18 protein-coding genes are annotated in these 17,560 nt (G+C 70.6%); 13 read left to right on the forward strand and 5 right to left on the reverse strand.

The annotated features are described in order from the left end of the window. Positions 1-145: 145 nt before the first annotated feature. The 5 genes from G6018_RS02940 to G6018_RS02960 all read left to right on the forward strand — a co-directional run bounded on the left by G6018_RS02940 (position 146) and on the right by G6018_RS02960 (position 5,692). Positions 146-901 carry an ABC transporter ATP-binding protein gene (locus G6018_RS02940; protein ID WP_182638668.1) on the forward strand — a complete coding sequence of 252 codons (756 nt, stop codon included), beginning with the start codon at positions 146-148 and terminating at the stop codon, positions 899-901. Beyond that, complete coding sequence (locus G6018_RS02945) at positions 898-1,539, forward strand: ABC transporter permease (RefSeq protein WP_182638669.1); 642 nt, start codon at positions 898-900, stop codon at positions 1,537-1,539. Before G6018_RS02940 ends, G6018_RS02945 begins: the two co-directional genes overlap by 4 nt. A 341-nt stretch (positions 1,540-1,880) precedes the next feature. Continuing rightward, positions 1,881-3,347, forward strand: a complete 1,467-nt coding sequence (locus G6018_RS02950) for an aldehyde dehydrogenase (RefSeq protein ID WP_179524811.1) — start codon at positions 1,881-1,883, stop codon at positions 3,345-3,347. A gap of 7 nt (positions 3,348-3,354) precedes the next feature. Beyond that, positions 3,355-4,158 carry an enoyl-CoA hydratase-related protein gene (locus G6018_RS02955; RefSeq protein ID WP_179524812.1) on the forward strand — a complete coding sequence of 268 codons (804 nt, stop codon included), beginning with the start codon at positions 3,355-3,357 and terminating at the stop codon, positions 4,156-4,158. Positions 4,159-4,555: 397 nt separating this feature from the next. Then, positions 4,556-5,692 (forward strand): FAD-dependent oxidoreductase, encoded by a 1,137-nt coding sequence (locus tag G6018_RS02960; protein ID WP_347237778.1) that lies wholly within the window; start codon positions 4,556-4,558, stop codon positions 5,690-5,692. A 10-nt stretch (positions 5,693-5,702) separates the two neighbouring features. Here the strand turns inward: G6018_RS02960 and G6018_RS02965 are convergent, their stop codons facing one another. Further along, on the reverse strand, positions 5,703-6,863 hold the full coding sequence (locus G6018_RS02965) for an acyl-CoA dehydrogenase family protein (protein WP_179524814.1): 1,161 nt from the start codon (positions 6,861-6,863) through the stop codon (positions 5,703-5,705). A 157-nt stretch (positions 6,864-7,020) separates the two neighbouring features. Here G6018_RS02965 and G6018_RS02970 point away from each other — a divergent pair, with 157 nt between their 5' ends. The 3 genes from G6018_RS02970 (at position 7,021) to G6018_RS02980 (ending at position 9,101) form a co-directional block, all read left to right on the forward strand. After that, positions 7,021-7,623, forward strand: coding sequence for a TetR/AcrR family transcriptional regulator (locus G6018_RS02970; protein ID WP_179524815.1), 603 nt, complete (start codon positions 7,021-7,023; stop codon positions 7,621-7,623). A gap of 149 nt (positions 7,624-7,772) precedes the next feature. After that, a complete protein-coding gene (locus G6018_RS02975) occupies positions 7,773-8,483 on the forward strand; it encodes a peptidase S1 (protein ID WP_179524816.1) in 711 nt (236 codons plus the stop codon). Positions 8,484-8,570: 87 nt separating this feature from the next. Continuing rightward, positions 8,571-9,101, forward strand: coding sequence for a hypothetical protein (locus G6018_RS02980; RefSeq protein WP_182638671.1), 531 nt, complete (start codon positions 8,571-8,573; stop codon positions 9,099-9,101). 18 nt (positions 9,102-9,119) lie between these two features. Here G6018_RS02980 and G6018_RS02985 read toward each other — a convergent pair whose 3' ends face one another. The 4 genes from G6018_RS02985 to G6018_RS03000 all read right to left on the reverse strand — a co-directional run bounded on the left by G6018_RS02985 (position 9,120) and on the right by G6018_RS03000 (position 13,336). Beyond that, on the reverse strand, positions 9,120-9,608 hold the full coding sequence (locus G6018_RS02985; protein WP_179524818.1) for a GAF domain-containing protein: 489 nt from the start codon (positions 9,606-9,608) through the stop codon (positions 9,120-9,122). A gap of 136 nt (positions 9,609-9,744) precedes the next feature. Beyond that, positions 9,745-10,950, reverse strand: a complete 1,206-nt coding sequence (locus G6018_RS02990) for an acyl-CoA dehydrogenase family protein (protein WP_179524819.1) — start codon at positions 10,948-10,950, stop codon at positions 9,745-9,747. Positions 10,951-10,999: 49 nt separating this feature from the next. Continuing rightward, positions 11,000-12,406: an acyl-CoA dehydrogenase family protein gene (locus tag G6018_RS02995; protein WP_179524820.1), complete on the reverse strand. Its 1,407-nt coding sequence runs from the start codon at positions 12,404-12,406 to the stop codon at positions 11,000-11,002. Positions 12,407-12,526: 120 nt separating this feature from the next. Beyond that, a complete protein-coding gene (locus G6018_RS03000; RefSeq protein ID WP_182638672.1) occupies positions 12,527-13,336 on the reverse strand; it encodes an inositol monophosphatase in 810 nt (269 codons plus the stop codon). A 166-nt stretch (positions 13,337-13,502) separates the two neighbouring features. Here G6018_RS03000 and prfB point away from each other — a divergent pair, with 166 nt between their 5' ends. The 5 genes from prfB to G6018_RS03025 all read left to right on the forward strand — a co-directional run. Then, positions 13,503-14,612: a peptide chain release factor 2 gene (prfB, locus tag G6018_RS03005; RefSeq protein ID WP_179524822.1), complete on the forward strand. Its 1,110-nt coding sequence runs from the start codon at positions 13,503-13,505 to the stop codon at positions 14,610-14,612. Then, positions 14,609-15,505 (forward strand): mechanosensitive ion channel domain-containing protein, encoded by an 897-nt coding sequence (locus G6018_RS03010; protein WP_182609624.1) that lies wholly within the window; start codon positions 14,609-14,611, stop codon positions 15,503-15,505. Before prfB ends, G6018_RS03010 begins: the two co-directional genes overlap by 4 nt. After that, positions 15,505-16,179, forward strand: a complete 675-nt coding sequence (locus G6018_RS03015; protein WP_182638673.1) for a hypothetical protein — start codon at positions 15,505-15,507, stop codon at positions 16,177-16,179. The genes G6018_RS03010 and G6018_RS03015 overlap by 1 nt, the downstream gene beginning before the upstream one ends. 53 nt (positions 16,180-16,232) lie before the next feature. Beyond that, positions 16,233-16,922 carry a cell division ATP-binding protein FtsE gene (ftsE, locus tag G6018_RS03020; protein WP_179524825.1) on the forward strand — a complete coding sequence of 230 codons (690 nt, stop codon included), beginning with the start codon at positions 16,233-16,235 and terminating at the stop codon, positions 16,920-16,922. After that, positions 16,922-17,560 (forward strand): permease-like cell division protein FtsX (locus tag G6018_RS03025; RefSeq protein WP_182638674.1); only part of this gene is annotated, 639 nt, incomplete at its 3' end. The genes ftsE and G6018_RS03025, both read left to right, overlap by 1 nt.

Genomic DNA, 17,560 nt, shown 5'->3' on the forward strand with positions numbered 1-17,560 from the left:
CGAGCCGTGACCCCGCCCGCCGCCCGCATCGCCGCGGCCGCCGTCGTGGCCGCCCTCAACGCGTCGCTCCTCGAGTGGGCGGTCGGCACCGACCCGGACCTCGACAGCGCCCTGGAGCACGTGTTCCGGGTCCTGGAGGGCCGCGATGACTGAGCCAGCGATCCGCGCTGAGCGGGTGACCCGGTGCTTCCGCGACGGCGCGGGGATCCATGACGTCGACCTCACCGTGGGGGAGGGGGAGATCGTCGCGCTCGTCGGTCTGAACGGAGCGGGCAAGACGACTCTGTTGCGTGTCCTGCTCGGGATGCTGCGTGCGGATGCGGGCCGGGTACTGCTGCGCGGTCGAGTGCTGGCCGGCGACTCGCCTCCCGCCGCGGAGTGGGCCAGGGTCGGCCAGTTCGTCGACGGAGCGCCCGGATACCCGGAGTTGACCGTGGGCCAGAACCTGGTGTCGAGCGCGAGGCTACGGGGTGTGGGTGACCCCGGCGCGATCGTCGACTCAGCGATGCGCACGTTCGCCCTGGAGCCGTACGCCGACCGTCGCCTGCGGGTGCTGTCGCTCGGTAACCGGCAGCGGGTCGGGCTCGCCGCGGCCCTGCAGCACTCCCCGTCCGTCGTGGTGCTCGATGAACCGGGCAACGCACTCGACCCCCGGGGCGTCATCCTCCTCCGGGAACACCTCGTCGGACTCGCGGGCGCGGGGGCCGGCGTCCTCGTGAGCAGTCATCACCTCGACGAGGTCGCCCGCATCGCCGACCGCATCGTCGTGATGAACGGCGGGCGCGTCATCGGGGAGCTCCCGCCCGGAGGGTCGGAGCTAGAGAGGGCCTTCTTCGAGGCCGTCCGACTCGACGACGAGTCCGCGCAGGACGCCACGTCCGAGGGCGGGGGCCCGCGGTGAGTCCGGCCCTGTCGACCGAGGCGGTCAAGCTGCGGTCCTCGCTGGTGGGGATCGTCGCCACGACCGCGATCGTCGGGGGGATCGCCGTGCTGTCGGGTGCGATGCTGCTCGCGGTGACCTCCGGGCAGCCCGACCTCGTGGCGAAGCTCGGCCCCGGCGCCACCGCCGACTGGGCCGGTCTGCTCTTCTCGGCGGCGCAGATCACCGGCGCCGGGGGCCTCCTCGGCTACGGCATCGTGCTGGCCTGGATCTTCGGGCGCGAGTTCTCCGATGCGACGGTGAGCGCGTTGTTCGCCCTGCCTGTCGGGCGGGGGTCCATCGCTGCGGCCAAGATCGCCGTGTTCGCGCTGTGGAGCGTGGGGACGGCGCTCGCCCTGGCCGGCGCGCTCGTTGTCGTCGGACTGGTCGGGGGGCTCGGAGCGCCGACGTCCGAGGTCTGGGCCGGCCTCGCGCGTCAGACCGCGCTCGGGGTGTTGACGAGTGCGATCGTCACTCCCGTCGCCTGGGTCACGACCGTGACGCGATCGACGCTCGCGGGGGTCGCGGCGACGATAGCGATCGTCATCGTGGCGCAGGTCGGCGTCCTCGTCGGCGCCGGCGATGGATGCCGTTCGCCGCCCCGACGCTGTGGGCGATGAGCGGCGGCAGCGGGGTGTCGCCGCTGCAGCTCGCCCTGGTCGGGGTGATCCCGCTGGTCTCCACCGCGCTCACGGTCGCGACATGGCGGAGGCTCCAGCTCGACCGCTGAGGGGCGCTGCTGAGGGGCGATGCCGAGGGGTGAGACCGAGCGACTCGACGCCGGGGAGCCCGAGGGACTCCGACGCCGGGGACCCCACGATCCCCCGGGGGCCGGCACACCAACCTGGAACGCGTTCTCGAAAACGCATCCCGAGCGCATCGGGGGTCCTACAGTAGACAGGTGTCTGTTCGCGCGTCCGTTGCGACAGGATCCCATCCAGTGACACCCAGGAGACCGCCCATGACCACCTCCCTCGACCGCGACGCCTTTCTGATCGGCACCGAGTGGCGCTCTCCCGCGACGGACAGCGTCATCGAGGTGATCAGTCCCCACACCGAGGAGATGGTCGCCCGCGTCCCGGAGGGCTCGGTCGCCGACATGGACGCCGCCGTGGCCGCGGCGCGGGAGGCGTTCGACTCGGGTCCGTGGCCGCGGATGAGTCCCCAGGAGCGGATCGAGGTGGTCGCCCGTCTCTCGGCCCTCTACGCCGCACGGCTGGACGACATGGCGACCCTGATCTCCACCGAGATGGGGTCACCGATCTCGTTCAGCAAGCTGGCCCAGGCCCCCGCCCCGTGGATGCAGATCGAGGCGTTCGTCAACATCGCCCGCGAGTTCCCGTGGGAGGAGACCCGGCCGGGCGTGCTCGGCGGGGAGGTGCTGGTCCGCCACGAGCCGGTGGGCGTGGTCGCGGCGATCCCGCCGTGGAACGTCCCCCAGTTCACCGTGCTGTCCAAGCTGATCCCGGCGCTGCTCACCGGCTGCACGATCGTGATCAAGCCGGCCCCCGAGACCCCGCTCGACACCTACCTGCTGGGTGAGCTGCTGATCGAGGCCGGGGTGCCGGCGGGCGTGGTGAGCATCGTGGCCGGCGGCCGCGAGGTGGGGGAGCACCTGGTGCGTCACCCCGGGGTCGACAAGGTGGCCTTCACCGGGTCCACCGCGGCGGGCCGGAAGATCGGGGCGATCTGCGGCGAGCAGCTCAAGCGGTGTTCGCTGGAGCTCGGGGGCAAGTCCGCGGCGATCGTGCTGGACGACGCCGACCTGGCGAGTGTGGTCGAGGGGATCAAATTCCTGGGCGTCATGAACTCGGGGCAGGCGTGCGTGGCGCAGACCCGGATCCTGGTGAGCCGGGAGCGGCACGACGAGGTCGCCCGGGCACTGGCCGAGGGGATCGGGTCGATGGTCGTCGGTGACCCGCTGGATCCCGCCACGGAGATCGGGCCGATGGTGGCGCAGAGGCAGCAGGAGCGCGTGTCCTCCTACATCGAGCTCGGGCAGCAGGAAGGCGCCCAGCTCCTCACCGGCGGGACCGGCCGCCCGGACGGTCTGGACACCGGCTGGTACGTCCAGCCGACCGTGTTCGCCGGGGTCGACAACTCCATGCGGATCGCCCAGGAGGAGATCTTCGGGCCGGTCCTGTCGGTGATCGCGTACGACGACGTCGACGACGCCGTCCGCATCGCCAACGACTCGGAGTACGGACTGGCGGGCACGGTGTGGACGGCGGACCGGGAGGCGGGGCTGGGCGTGGCCCGCCGGGTCCGCACCGGGACCTACGGGGTCAACACGTACACGATGGACTTCTCGGCCCCGTTCGGCGGTTTCAAGGCATCGGGGGTCGGCCGCGAGTTCGGCCCCGAGGGCCTGGCGCAGTACACCGAGGTCAAGTCCGTCTACCTCGACGCGCCCGCGGCCGGCGCCTGATCTCGCCGTGGCCGGGGAGGGGACATCGCCGCTACAGGTGCGGGACGCCGACCGGGTCCGCACACTGACGCTCGCGCGACCGGAGGCGCTCAACGCGTTCGACGAGGGGCTGTACGACGCGCTCACCGTCGCGCTGCACGAGGCGTCGGCCGATCCGACGGTGGCGGTGGTGCTGCTCACCGGGCAGGGCCGGGCGTTCAGTGCCGGGACCGACCTGGTCGAGATGGCCGAGCGGGTCACCAATCCCGACTTCGTCCCCGGTGAGCACGGGTTCATCGGCCTGATCGACGCCCTGGCCGCGTTCGACAAGCCCCTGGTCCTGGCGATCAACGGGCTCGGCCTCGGGATCGGCACGACCGTGATCGGGTTCGCCGATCTTGCCTTCATGGCCGACGACGCCCGCCTCAAGTGCCCCTTCACCAGCCTCGGGGTGGCGCCGGAGGCCGCCTCGAGCTACCTGCTCCCTCGGCTCGTGGGTCGTCAGAACGCCGCCTGGGTGTTGCTGTCCTCCGAGTGGATCAGCGCCGCCGAGGCCCACGAGATGGGCCTGGTGTGGCGTCTGTGTCCTGCAGAGGAGCTACTCACGGTGGCCACCGAGCACGCCACGCGCCTGGCGAGGCTGCCGATCTCGAGTCTGCGGGCGGTCAAGCGGACGATGGTCGAGCCGCTGGCCCGCCAGATCGCCGAGGCGCGTGAACGCGAGAACCAGTGCTTCGCCGAACTCATGGGCGGGCCCGCGAACTCCGAGGCCCTGGCCGCGTTCGCCGAGGGACGGCCCGCGGACTTCACCGCGCTCCCCGACGGGGCGTGATCAGTTCGCGGCCCTGAACCGCCCCGGCCGCGCGCGGGACCGGGTTAGAGTCGGGGCGTCCCTCCGGCTCCGTGGACCTTGGAATGCGGGTGAGTCGGGCGTATCAACGCATACCGCCACCGTGCCGTTCGATATGAGCGAGGCGTCACTCCAGTCAGTCATCCCCTGATGGAGGCGTCATGTGCACCAAGATTCCATACCCTAATCGTTGGCAGGCGTATCGAGCCGTTGAGAAGCTCCGTGAGAAGGGGCAGCAGGCTCGATCAATCCATCCTTGTTTTGAGAACCACAAGGGCCACTGGCACGTGACAAGCATGCGTGGTCGCAACTGGTAGAGATGGCGGTCGATAAGTAATCCGTCGCCGTTCCGAGTCACGGGACCCGAATGAACTGGAGGGTGCCGTTGTCCGTCCGGTGGCGAACCGACTCGCGATCGGTCGACGTGGTGGTGATCGGTGCGGGGCAGGCCGGACTGTCCGCCGGGTACCACCTGCAGCGCCGGGGCTTCGTCCCCGCCGACCGGTCCACCGCCGGCGATCGGACCTACGTCATGCTCGACGGCGAGGACGGCCCCGGCGGGGCGTGGCGGCACCGGTGGGAGTCGCTCACCATGAGCACCGTCAACGGGATCTTCGGGCTCCCGGGCGTCCCGGTGCCCGAGGTGGATCCCGCACTGCCCAGCCGGGAGGTGTTGCCCGCCTACTTCGCCGACTACGAGGAGCGGTTCTCGCTGGGGGTCAGGCGACCGGTGTGGGTACGGCAGGTGCGCCGCACCCCGGACCGGCGGGACGGCACGGGAGACGGCCGCCTCGTCGTCGTCACCACCCGGTCCGACGGGGCCGGTGACGACGACGAGGTGTGGCACGCGCGGTACGTCATCAACGCCACGGGGACGTGGACGCGACCCTTCTGGCCGCACTACCCCGGCCGCGAGAGCTTCCGCGGGCGCCACGTCCACGTCCACGACTACGTCCGGGCCGAGGAGTTCGCCGGGCAGCGCGTGGTGGTCGTGGGCTCGGGGATCTCGGCGACCCAGCTGCTCGAGGAGATCTCGCGCGTGGCCGACACCTTCTGGGTGACCCGACGGGAGATCGAGTGGGCCACGGGACCGCCCCCGGAGAACTTCTCGGCCGCCATCTCCGCGGTCGCCGAGCGCACGGCCATGGGGCTGGCGCCGGAGAGCGTGATCCGGGTGACCGGCATGTACCGCACCCCGTGGATCGATCGCGCGGAGGCCCGCGGGGCGCTCGTCCGACACCCGATGTTCACCCGGATCGAGCCCGACGGGGTGCGGATGCCGGACGGGACGCTCGAACCCGCCGACGCGATCCTGTGGGCCACCGGGTTCCGGCCCGCCGTCTCCCACCTGGCGCCGCTCGGTCTGCGCACCCCGGCCGGGGGGATCCGTGTGGTCGACGGACGGGCGCTCGACGAGCCGCGGCTGTTCCTGATCGGCTACGGCCCGTCCCAGTCGACCGTGGGGGCCAACCGGGCGGGCCGTGACGCCGTCCGTGCGATCACGACCGAAATCTGAAGAGCCGTGATCAGAGCGTCCGGGAGATCAGTTCTTTCATGATCTCGTTGGTCCCGCCGTAGATCTTCTGCACGCGGGCGGAGGCGTACATCCGCGCGATCGGGTACTCGGTCATGAAGCCGTAGCCGCCGAAGACCTGCAGGCAGCGGTCGATGATCTCGCACTGCTTGTCGGTGCAGAAGTACTTGGCCATGGACGCCGTGGCCGGGTCCAGCTTGCCCTCCAGGTGCAGGGTGATGCAGTGGTCCAGGAGGGTGCGCGCGGCCAGGGCCTCGGTCTTGCACTCGGCCAGCTCGAAGCGGAGGTTCTGGAACTTCAGGATGGGCTTGCCGAACGCCTCGCGCTCCTTGGCGTAGTCGATCGCGAGCCGGACCGCGGTCTCGGCCGCCGCCACGGCGGTGACGGCGATGATGAGCCGCTCCTGGGGCAACTGCTGCATGAGCTGGATGAAGCCCTGGCCCTCACCCTCCTCGCCGCCGAGGATGTTGGCGGCGGGGATCCGCATGTCGTCGAAGAACAGCTCCATCGTGTCCTGGTACTTCAGACCGATCTTGTCGAGCTTGCGACCGCGGTCGAAACCCGGCAGGTCGGTGGTCTCGGCGAGGAGCAGGGACAACCCCTGGGCGCCCTCGCCGCCGGTGCGGGCCACGATGATCAGCAGGTCGCAGTGCATGCCGTTCGAGATGAACGTCTTGGCGCCGTTGACCACCAGGTCGTCGCCGTCCCGGACCGCCGTGGTGCGCAGCGCCTGGAGGTCGGACCCCGCTCCGGGCTCGGTCATGGCGATCGCCCCCACCATCTCGCCGGTGGCGAGCTTGGGCAGGAAGCGGGTCTTCTGCTCCTCCGTTCCGTACTGGAGCAGGTAGTGGGCCACGATCGTGCTGTGGACCGAGTTGCCCCAGCCGTCGTCGAGCGCGCGGGTCTGCTCCTCGGCGATGACCGTCTCGTGCGCGAACGTGCCCCCGCCGCCGCCGTACTCCTCGGGGATGGAGATGCACAGCAGGCCCGCATCGCCGGCCTTGTTCCAGAACCCGCGGTCCACGGCGCCCTCGGCGGCCCACCGCTCGAGGTTCGGCGCGGTCTCCTTGTCCAGGAACGCACGCGTGTGGGCGCGGAGGGCGTCCAGGTCGTCGGTCATCCACGGGGAGCGGTAGGGGGCGGTCTCGAACACGGGGAGTCTCCAGGGGTCGGTCGCGTGGGCCCGGGCGGCCCCGCTCGACCACCACAATACGAGTGCATGCTTTGCTATGCAATCGTATTGTCGCGGTATCGTCTCAGGCATCGACCGAACGCAGACGCCGTTCGAGGGCGGGGAAGGGGTGGGGCGCATGGCCGGAACCACTGCCGACCGGGGCGTGGCCGCGGACGGGGACCTCACGGCGCGGGCGCGGATCCGCTACGCCGCACTGGCCCTGTACGCCGAGTACGGCGAGGACAGGGTCTCGATGCGCCGGGTGGCCGCCGAGGTCGGGGTGACGATCGGACTGATCCAGCACCACTTCGGCACCAAGGACGGCCTGCGCCGCGCCGTGGACGATCTCGTGGTGGAGCGGGTGGTCGGGGCGTTGTCGACGGTGGAGCACACCGGGACGGCCGCGGAGGTGGTGGAGGCCCGGAACGTCGCCGTCCGCGAGATGCTCCGGCAGAACCCGCAGCTCGTGAGCTACCTCAACCGGGCCCTGCTGGAGCCCGACGGCCGCGGGGCCCCGCTGCTGGAGGCGATCGTCGACCTCACCACCAGGGAGGTCGAGGGGCTGCGGCGCGGGGGTCTCGCCTCCACGCGGACCTCGGACAAAGTACAGGTGGTCCGGACGCTCGTCGACCAGGTGGGGGAGTTGTTCCTCCGGCCCGTGGTCGAGGCCATCTGGGCGCATATCGGTGGCGACCCGGGCGAGTGCCCCTCGATCAGGATCACGGTCGAGGGGCACTGAGGTCGAGGGGAGCTCAGGTCGACCGGGCACGTCAGACCGCCGGGCCGCCGCGAGGGGCGGCCCGCGCCCGTCGTGCAGTCGGAGCCCGCGCCCGTTAGGCTGTGAGCGCGTATACCCGGGCAGTCTGCCGGGGTGGGAAGGACACGCTCATGAGGTTCACCGGTCTGGCCAGGCTCGCAGTGACCGCCGTGATGGCCGGTGCGACCGCCCTCGCGGCCCCCGCCGCGGCCCAGGCCGCGATCCCGGTCTCCGGGGGCACCCCCGTGCTGGTCAACGGCGTTGCCGGGTGCACCCTCACCGCGGCGGGTTACGACGCCGCCGGCACGCCCGTCGCCTTCACCGCCGCCCACTGCAGCGATCGGATCAACGCCCCGGTCATCCTCCGGGGCGACCCGGGAGCCGGTGTCATCGGCACCGTCGCGACGCGCAACGAGATCCTCGACTACTCGGTGATCCGCCTCAACCCGGGCGTCGTTGTGCCCGTGCGCCAACCCGGGGTCACCGGACGCGGTCCCGCCCCGGAATTCGGCGACGTGGTCTGCAAGGACGGGATGTCCACCGGGCATACCTGCGGCATCACGTGGCAGCGCGACGGCAACGAGTTCTGGAGCCATGCGTGTGCTGGCTACGGGGACTCCGGCGGGCCCGTGACCCGCGACGGCCGCCTCGTGGGGTTGCTGTCCGGCGGACACATGCCGCCGGCCGCGGGATCGGTCGGAAGCATCGGCGCTCTCCTGCCGTCCTGCCTCCACCCCGTGCAGTCACCCGTGTTCCTCCCGGCGCTGGCGTACTCGTTCGACGCGATCGTGGCCGACGCCACCGACCGGAACTGGCCCGGACGCGGCTTCCGGATGGCCTGACCGGCGGCCGGACCGGCCGCCCGAAACCGGTGTGGATCACCGGCCCGCCTGGTACGACTGGGGTCACCCCGGACGAGAGGTGCCCCAATGACCCACACCGACACCCCTGTTCCCCCCGAGCGACGCGACCGGGCGAGCCGCGGAGTGTTCATGATCCTCGCGCTGGTCGTCGTGGTGGTCGTCGTCGGCGTCCTGGTGTTCTTGTTCACGGGTAACGCCGAGGAGTCCGCGCAGCCCGCTGCGGAGGACCCCCAGACGGCGCTCGCCGACGCCATCACGGCGGAGGTGGAGGACGCCGGCGTCGAGTTCGAACCGGGACTCGTGGCCGTGGACTTCCCGATCCGGCAGGGGCCCACCCCGTCCTCCGCCGTGGAGAGTGCGCAGGGCGATTCGATCGCCGTGCTCCGGGCCGTTCAGGGGTCCGACTGGTCGGGGACGGTGGAGATCACCGCGTTCACCGCGCCCGGGGACCAGCCGGAGGAACAGAACGGTCAGGAGATGGTGCGGATGGTGTACCTACCCGAGACGGTCGATCGGCTCGACCCCGACGGTATCGGACGCGAGGACGTGTGGGCCGAGGCGGACGAGCAGTTCGTGGATCCGGCTCTGACCGGGTAGCACGTAGTTCGACGCCCCTCATCGCCTCCACAGCTCTTCGGTCTCGGCCGCACCCGCCTCCGACCGGATGCGCTGCCAGTTGCGGCCACCCCGGGCGAACGTGGCCCGCACGGCGGCGGGGACGATCGACCGGTCTGTCGGCTCCGATCGCCACCGGCAGTCCCGGACGTGGACCAGGTCCACCTCGTGCGCCTCGTCCGAGTCGTCGTAGCGCCACGGCCCCCCGAGACGCCCGAGCCAGTAGTTGCCGTCGACGTCCCGGGTCCACACATATGCACCGTCGGGCACCCGGGCGAACCGTTCGAGGCGGCGGGCCAGCCTGTCGTCGTGCTGCGCCGCGGCGGCGTCGACCGCCTCTGCGAGCGATGAGGGTGGCGGCCCCGCCAGGCGGCCGCCCATGCCGCAGAGCCCGACGCGCAGGCCCCGCTCGACACCCACCCCGTCCGCCACGGCGTCGTCCCTCGACCGCATCGGGGCCCGGAACAGGGGAACGTCGTCAGCCGCCATCGGAACTGCTCCTCTCGGGGCACCGGCTCGGGTGGGACGGGTGCGGGACGGGCGAGCCCCGCGAACGAGGAACGCCTCCGCGGATCAATGATCCACGGAGGCGTCCGTCGTTCTCAACCGCGCATACGGCCGCGGCTCACTTCAGTTCGGCGCTCGACAGGTCGAGGATGCGCCGCGCGATCACCAGCTGCTGGATCTGCTGGGTGCCCTCGAAGATGTCGAGGATCTTGGAGTCGCGCGACCACTTCTCCAGGAAGCTGCGCTCGGAGTAGCCGTAGCTGCCGGCCAGCTCGACCGCGCCCAGGGTGACGGCGGAGCCGGTGCGCCCGGCCTTGGCCTTGCACATCGACGCCTCCTTGGTGTTGGGCATCTTGTTGTCGGCCATCCACGCGGCGCGGAGCGTGAGCAGGTACGCGGACTCCCAGTCCGCCTCGAGCTCGAGGTACTTGGCCACCGCGGCCGGCTGGCTGGTGGCGGGCCGGTCGTAGTCGATCTCGAGTCCGGCCTCCTCGAGCAGGGTGCGGATCTCCTCCAGCGCGGCGCGGGCGACACCGACGGCCATGCCGGCCACCAGCGGCCGGGTGTTGTCGAAGGTCTGCATGGCGCCGGCGAAGCCCTTGTCCACGCGGACCTCCGGGTCGCCCAGGAGGTTCTCCTTGGGGATCCGGCAGTTGTCGAAGGTGATCTGCGCGGTATCCGAGGCGCGGATGCCGAGCTTGTGCTCGAGCCGGTCCACGGAGACACCGGGGTGCTCGCGGGGGACCACGAACGATTTGATGGCCGCGCGGCCCTTGGTCTTGTCCAGCGTCGCCCAGACCACGATGTGGTCGGCGCGGGCGCCGGAGGTCACGTAGATCTTGGTGCCGTTGATCACGTACTCGTCGCCCTCGAGGCGGGCGGTGGTCGACACGGCGGCCGAGTCGGACCCGAACTCGGGCTCGGTGATGGCCATGGAGGCCCACACCCGCCCGAACTTCTCCATCTGCTCCTCGCTGGCCACTGCGGCGATCGCGGAGTTGCCCAGACCCTGGCGGGGGATCGAGAGGGTGAGGCCCACGTCGCCCCAGCACGTCTCGATGATGTTGAGCAGCGACTTCATGTTGCCGCCGTTGGAGACGCCTTCGCGACGCGGTGCGCCGCCCGAGCCCATGGTGGCACCGGAGGCGGCCTGACCGGCGTCCTCCATGGCCTCCATCATGGCCTTGAGCGTGTCGAGCTCGACGGGGTACTCGTGCTCCGCGAGGTCGTACTTGCGGGAGACGGGACGGAAGATCTGCGTGGCGACCTGGCGGGCCTGGTTGGCGCCCGCCTCGAGCCGCTTGGGGAGTTCGAGATTGATCATCGTCAGTGGTCCTTCGTGCTGGTGGGGCGGGAGGCGAGGTGGGCGGTGCTCACAGGACCACCACGCCCTCGGCCACACCCACGGCGCGCAGGTCGCGGTACCAGCGCTCGACGGGGTGCTCCTTGGTGAAGCCGTGTCCACCGAGCAGCTGGACGCCGTCGAGGCCGATCCTCATTCCCTTGTCCGCGGCGATCTTGCGGGCGAGGGCCGCTTCGCGTGCGAAGGGCAGACCCTGTTCGGCGCGCGACGCGCCGCGCCAGGTCACCAGGCGCATGCCGTCGAGCTCGGTGGCCATGTCGGCGACGGCGAAGGCGACCGCCTGGCGGTGCGCGACGGGTTCGCCGAAGGCCTGGCGCTCCTTGACGTACGGGGTCACGTAGTCGAGGACCGCGTGCGAGGTGCCCACCGCGAGCGAGGCCCAGCCCAGTCGCGACAGACGGATCACGTCGGCATAGGTCCCGGCCCGCTCCTCCGGGGAGGCGTCGGGGCCACCGAGGACCGCGTCGGCCGGGAGGGAGACGTCGGTGAGGACGATCCGCCCCAGACCCGCGGCGCGCAGGCCCATGGACGGGTCCGCCTCCACCACGAGTCCGTCGGTGTCGGACTCGACCACGAAGAGGGTCGGGAACCCGTCGAGAGAGGCGGCGACGACGAAGAGCTCGGCGCTCCCGGCGGTGGGCACCATCGACTTGACGCCGTTGAGCGTGAACCCACCCGGCCCGCGGGTGGCGGTGGTCTTGAGCTCGAACGGATCGAAGAGCGGACGGGGCTCGGCCACCACGACGGCGGCCGCCGGGACCTGCTCGGAGGCGAAGGCCGGCAGATAGGACTTCTGCTGGGCGTCCGACCCGAACTGGGTCAGGGTGGTCGCGACGCCGGAGGGCGCCAGGATCGGCAGGGCCAGACCCATGTCGCCGTAGGCCAACGCCTCGGCGACCAGCGAGTTGGTCACCACGCCGCGCTCGGAGGCGATGCCCTCGAACTCCTCGGGCACGTTGAGCATGGTGGCGCCGATCTCGGCGGACCGGGTCAGCAGCGACGCGGGGGCCTCGGCGGCGTGGTCCGCGTCGTGAGCGGCCGGTCGGACGACCTCGGCGGCGAAGTCCCGGACTGTCTCGACGATCATCTGCTGGTCGTCGTCCAGGGTGAGGTCGAACAGGTCGGGCCTCGCCTCGGAGTCGGCGTCGGGCAGACGCTTGGGCGCGCCGGATCCGGAGACCTTCTTGAACGACTTGGTGGCGGCGCCGAGGGTCTTGAAGCCGGTCTTGGTGGCCTCGTAGGTGACCCGGTCGACCTTCTGGCGCAGATTGAAGCGCTCGGCGAACTCCGACCCGGTGATCGTCGTGAGCGCGCGCATCGCGGCTCCGATCGCGTCGATCCTCGTGGGGTTCTTACCCGGGGTGGAGGCCTCCGCGCGTCCGGTCGTGGACGGGGACGTGGGGTTCTTGCTCATCATCACCAGCTGTTCTCGTGACGGACGGTGGACGGTGCTGTCGGGGACATCTTACTTCGGAGTAAGTTCCGAACGCCAGACTTTGCCCTCAAGTCGTCCCAGCCCCTGGTGAGAGCCTCGGGCTCAGCCCCGGAGGAGCGCCACGGCCTGCTCGACGGCCCCCGGACGGCCCGCCACGAACCAGTCGTAGCCGTTCACCTCGACGGTCGCGCAGAGCCCACCCGCGCCCTCGACCAGGGCCCGTCCGGGGAGCCAGTCCCACTCCGGGCACGAGTGCTGACACCACACCGAGTGGACGCCGCAGGCGACCGACGCCAGGTCGACGGAGCCCGATCCGAGCATCCGGATCGTCGCCGCACCTCGGCTGACCCGGTGGAAGGGGTCGGCGAGGTCGGGGTCGGCGAAGAACGGCGGGTGGAGATAGGTGGCCAGACTGCCGGCGGCGAGGTCGCCGGGGGTGAGTCGGGTCACGGGGACGCCGTTCCGACGGGTGGGTACGTCCGAACCCCCGACGAAGGTGTCCCCGGTGACGGGCCGGTGGACGGCCCCGAGCAGGTAGTCGTCCGGCCCGGTGACGGCCACGGCCGAACACCAGTAGTCCGAGCCGCTGACGAAGTTGTAGGTCCCGTCGACCGGGTCGACGACCCACCTGCGTTCGTGACGACCGGGGACCAGGGTGCCCTCCTCGCCGAGGACCCCGTCGTCAGGGCGGTGGCGGGACAGGAGGGCGGTGATCTGGCGCTCGGCGGCCCGGTCGGCCTCGGTGACCACGTCGGAGACCGAGGTCTTGTGGCGGACGTCCAGGCCGTCCTCGCGCAGACGTCGAGCCAGGGACCCGGCGTCGACGACGAGTCTGGCGGCCAGGTCCGCGTCGGTCATCGGCGCGACGGCCTCGTCGGACGGAGGGCGCAGGTGGCGGGTCTCAGGGGACATCGGTTTCCTCCGCTGGGCCGCAGTGGCCCGCTGACCTCGGGCGGTAGCGGGTCCGTCGCCCGCGACGCTACCCCCGTGAGTCGACGACGGGGTGTGCGCCGGACCGCGGGAGGGTGGCGGGTGGGGAAACGCGGGGCGGACGCCCGGCCGCGTAGAGTTGGATCCCGTGCACCCCGACGTTTCCGCCGACATCGCAGCCCTCGACGCCACCATGACCACGGTCGAGAAGGTCCTCGACATCGAGGAGCTCGCCCGCCGTGTCGACGAGCTGGAGCAGATGGCCGCCGACCCCGACCTGTGGAACGACCAGGACCGGGCGCAGAAGGTCACCAGCGAGCTCTCCTACATCCAGGCCGACCTGCGCAGGTGTCGCGAGCTGCGCCAACGCATCGAGGACCTCCCGCTGATGTACGAGCTGGCGGAGGAGGAGGGGGACGGAGCCGTCGAGGACGCGGACGCCGAGCGCCTCCAGCTGCGTGAGGACGTCGAGGCCATCGAGGTCAAGACGATGCTCAGCGGCGAGTACGACCAGCGTGAGGCCGTGGTCAACATCCGTGCCGGTGCCGGCGGTGTCGACGCCGCGGACTTCGCCGAGATGCTCATGCGCATGTATGTGCGGTGGGCGGAGAAGGCCGGCCACAAGGTCGAGGTGTACGACACCTCGTACGCGGAGGAGGCGGGCATCAAGTCGGCGACCTTCGTCGTCCATGACCCGTACATGTACGGCACACTCTCCGTCGAGCAGGGGACCCACCGACTCGTCCGCATCAGCCCGTTCGACAACCAGGGCAGGCGGCAGACCTCGTTCGCCGAGGTCGAGGTGCTGCCGGTGGTGGAGACGACCGACTCGATCGAGGTCAACGAGAACGAGGTGCGCGTCGACGTCTACCGCTCGTCCGGCCCCGGCGGGCAGTCCGTCAACACGACCGACTCGGCGGTCCGCCTCACCCACGTCCCCACCGGGATCGTGGTGACGTGTCAGAACGAGAAGTCGCAGTTGCAGAACAAGGTCGCGGCCATGAAGGTCCTGCAGGCCAAGCTGCTCGCACGCAAGCAACAGGAGGAGCGGGCCGCCATGGACGCGCTCGGTTCGGGCGGCAACGCCTCCTGGGGTAACCAGATGCGGTCGTACGTCCTGCACCCGTACCAGATGGTCAAGGACCTGCGGACGGAGTTCGAGGTCAACAACCCGTCGGCGGTCCTGGACGGCGACCTGGACGGGTTCATCGAGGCGGGCATCCGGTGGCGGATGCGGGAGGGGGCCGACGCGGAGTGAGGTTCCAGACTGACTTCAATCCCATCCTGAACTGGCTCAGCAACAACGGCCTCGAGGTCGTCCTCCTCGTGCTGGGCGCCGCCCTGATGACGCGGGTGATCGCCAAGATCGCGCGGATGTGGACCGGTCGGATCGACGCCAAACACACCGACGAGGATTTCTGGTCGGAGGAGTCCAAGCACCTCCACTCGCTGATCCAGGTGATCTCGTACGTCGCCGTGGGCGTGCTGTACATCCTGTTCGGAATCCAGATCCTCCTGCGCTTCGGCGTCAACCTGGTCGCACTCGTCGCCCCGGCCACCGTGCTCGGTGCGGCGCTGGGCTTCGGTGCCCAGAAGATCGTCCAGGACTTCCTGGCCGGGTTCTTCGTCCTGGCCGAGCGTCAATACGGCTACGGCGACATCGTGGAGCTCACCACTGCGACGGGCGTCACCGCGGGAACCGTCGAGGACGTCACCCTGCGCATCACCCGCCTGCGGACCCTCGACGGCGAGGCGGTGATCGTCCCCAACGGCCAGATCGTCACCGCGATCAACCAGTCGCAGGACTGGGCGCGTGCGATCATCGACGTCCCGGTGCCCAACAACGCCGACATGGACAAGGCCAACGAGGTGCTCGCACAGGTCTGTCGCGAGATCACCGACGACGAGCGGGTGGGCCAGTACGTCCTGGACGAACCCACCGTGATGGGTGTGCAGTCGATCCGGCTTGAGCAGACCGTGATCCGGTTGCTGGCCCGGACCAAGCCCGGCATGCAGTGGGAGGTGGGCCGACGGATGCGCGCGGTCATCCTGCGCCGGTTCCGCGCGGAGGGGATCGTTCTGGAGCCCGAGGCCCTGGCCGCGATCCGGGCGGGCATGCTCCGACCGCAGACCGGAGAGGGGAGCGCGTGATGGCCGAGCGCCGAGACGACGACACGACAGCCGACGACCACACGCCCGACGACCACACACCTGAGGGCACGACCTCCGACGCGGTCTCGTCCGGCGAGCTCGGCCCGGAGGCCGAGGACAGCGCGCGGACCGAGGCGGCGACCACGCGTGAGCCCCTGATCAGCGGCGATCCGTTGGGTCTCGGGGGGACCACTGATCCCGATGCGCCGTCCCGTCGGCCGCGACCGAAGATCGTGTCCCTGCTCGGGGAGTTCTTCAGGATGTCGCGGACCACCGCGATCCTGCTGGTGGCGTTCGTCCTGTTCGCGATGCTCTATTCGCTGGTCAAGGACCAGCCGGTCGCCAGTTTCGGTACCCCACCGCCCCAGACGGACACCGCCGAGACCGAACCGCCCGCGCCGGCCGAGGGGACGACACCCGTCGAGGAGTCGCCGACCCCGGGGACCACGGTCGACCAGACGACGGTTCCGACCGCCACTCCGCAGACGTCCCCGCCGGTCACCGGAACGACGCCGCCGCCGGGACGCCAGACCCCGACGTCCCCCACGGGAGCGACCGGGCAGCAGGCGCCGCCGCAGCAGACACCGCAGGAGCAGTCGCCGCAGGAGCAGTCGCCGCAGGGAGAGGATTCCGGCGACGCCGGGGCCGGTGGGAATCCCGTGACCACGGGCTGACACCGACGGGTCCTTTGCCTGCCGTGTGACTGGAGTAGCGCTACGCTACTCGAGTGATCAGTGCTTCCCATGTGACCAAGTCGTACGCGTCCTCGACGCGTCCGGCTCTGTCCGACGTGACCGTCGAGATCGCCGAGGGCGAGTTCGCCTTCCTCATCGGCGCCTCCGGGTCGGGAAAGTCGACCTTCCTGCGCCTGTTGCTCCGCGAGGACCGGCCCGACTCCGGGACCCTGGTCGTCGCCGGCCACGACCTCACCAGGATGAAGGCCTCGTCCGTGCCGTCGCTGCGTCGCTCGCTCGGCTGCGTCTTCCAGGATTTCCGTCTGCTGCCGGGTAAGACCGTGGCCGAGAACGTGGCGTTCGCGCTGCAGGTGATCGGTAAGTCCCGCCGGACGATCGACAAGGTCGTCCCCGAGACGCTCGAGATGGTGGGTCTGGGTCGTGAGGCCGGTCGCCGACCGCACGAGCTCTCCGGCGGCGAACAACAGCGGGTGGCGATCGCGAGGGCGTTCGTCAACCGACCGAGGCTGTTGCTCGCCGACGAGCCGACCGGCAACCTCGACCCCGAGACCAGCGAGGACATCATGCTGCTGCTCGACCGGATCAACCGGACCGGGACCACGGTCCTCATGGCCACGCACGACCGACACATCGTCGACCGCTCGCGACGCCGCGTGGTGGAGTTGGTCGACGGAAGGGTCGTCCGCGACGACTCCCGCGGCACCTACGGGGTGGGGCGCTGATGGCCGCGCGGTTCATCGCGTCCGAGGTCGCACAGGGCCTGCGCCGCAACCTGTCGATGACGCTGGCCATGATCATCACCACCGCCGTCGCGTTGGCGATGCTCGGCGCCGGGGTGCTGGTGGTCATGACCGCCTCGGCCAGCCAGGTCAAGTACGACTACCTCAACGAGTTCCGTGTCTACGTGGACCGGGCCATCTCCCTCGAGGACCCCGACTGCACCTCGGCGTGCGGTGAGATCCGGGACGAGTTGGAGGCCACGGCCGGCGTGGCCTCGGTGGAGTACAAGAACCCGCAGGAGACGTACGAGGAGTTCGTCGAGCTCTTCGCCTCCACCGACCCCGTCCTGGTGGAGTCGACCTCCCCGGACGCCCTGGGGTCGCGATTCACGCTCACCCTCGACGACCCCACCCGCGCGGAATCCGTGGCCGAGGACCTGGAGGGTGTCGCGGGGATCGAGGTCGTGCAGGGACAGGGGGAGCTGGTCGAGCGCGTCTTCTCCGTCCTGGACGGCATCCGGAACGCCGCGTTCGCCGTCGCGGTGGTCCAGCTCCTGGCCACCGTCCTGCTCATCGCCAACATGACGCAGATCGCGGCCTTCACCCGCCGGACCGCGCTGGGGATCATGCGACTGGTGGGA

The sequence above is a fragment of the Dietzia sp. DQ11-44 genome (assembly GCF_014145205.1).
GTDB classification, from domain to species: domain Bacteria; phylum Actinomycetota; class Actinomycetes; order Mycobacteriales; family Mycobacteriaceae; genus Dietzia; species Dietzia natronolimnaea.

Excerpts from the sequence above, each read along its gene's own strand:
- G6018_RS02940 (WP_182638668.1), top strand. The coding sequence starts at position 146 with ATGACTGAGCCAGCGATCCGCGCTGAGCGGGTGACCCGGTGCTTCCGC.
- G6018_RS02950 (WP_179524811.1), top strand. The coding sequence starts at position 1,881 with ATGACCACCTCCCTCGACCGCGACGCCTTTCTGATCGGCACCGAGTGG.
- G6018_RS02970 (WP_179524815.1), top strand. The coding sequence starts at position 7,021 with ATGGCCGGAACCACTGCCGACCGGGGCGTGGCCGCGGACGGGGACCTC.
- G6018_RS02975 (WP_179524816.1), top strand. The coding sequence starts at position 7,773 with ATGAGGTTCACCGGTCTGGCCAGGCTCGCAGTGACCGCCGTGATGGCC.
- G6018_RS02980 (WP_182638671.1), top strand. The coding sequence starts at position 8,571 with ATGACCCACACCGACACCCCTGTTCCCCCCGAGCGACGCGACCGGGCG.
- G6018_RS02985 (WP_179524818.1), bottom strand. The coding sequence starts at position 9,608 with ATGGCGGCTGACGACGTTCCCCTGTTCCGGGCCCCGATGCGGTCGAGG.
- G6018_RS02990 (WP_179524819.1), bottom strand. The coding sequence starts at position 10,950 with ATGATCAATCTCGAACTCCCCAAGCGGCTCGAGGCGGGCGCCAACCAG.
- G6018_RS02995 (WP_179524820.1), bottom strand. The coding sequence starts at position 12,406 with ATGATGAGCAAGAACCCCACGTCCCCGTCCACGACCGGACGCGCGGAG.
- G6018_RS03000 (WP_182638672.1), bottom strand. The coding sequence starts at position 13,336 with ATGTCCCCTGAGACCCGCCACCTGCGCCCTCCGTCCGACGAGGCCGTC.
- G6018_RS03015 (WP_182638673.1), top strand. The coding sequence starts at position 15,505 with ATGGCCGAGCGCCGAGACGACGACACGACAGCCGACGACCACACGCCC.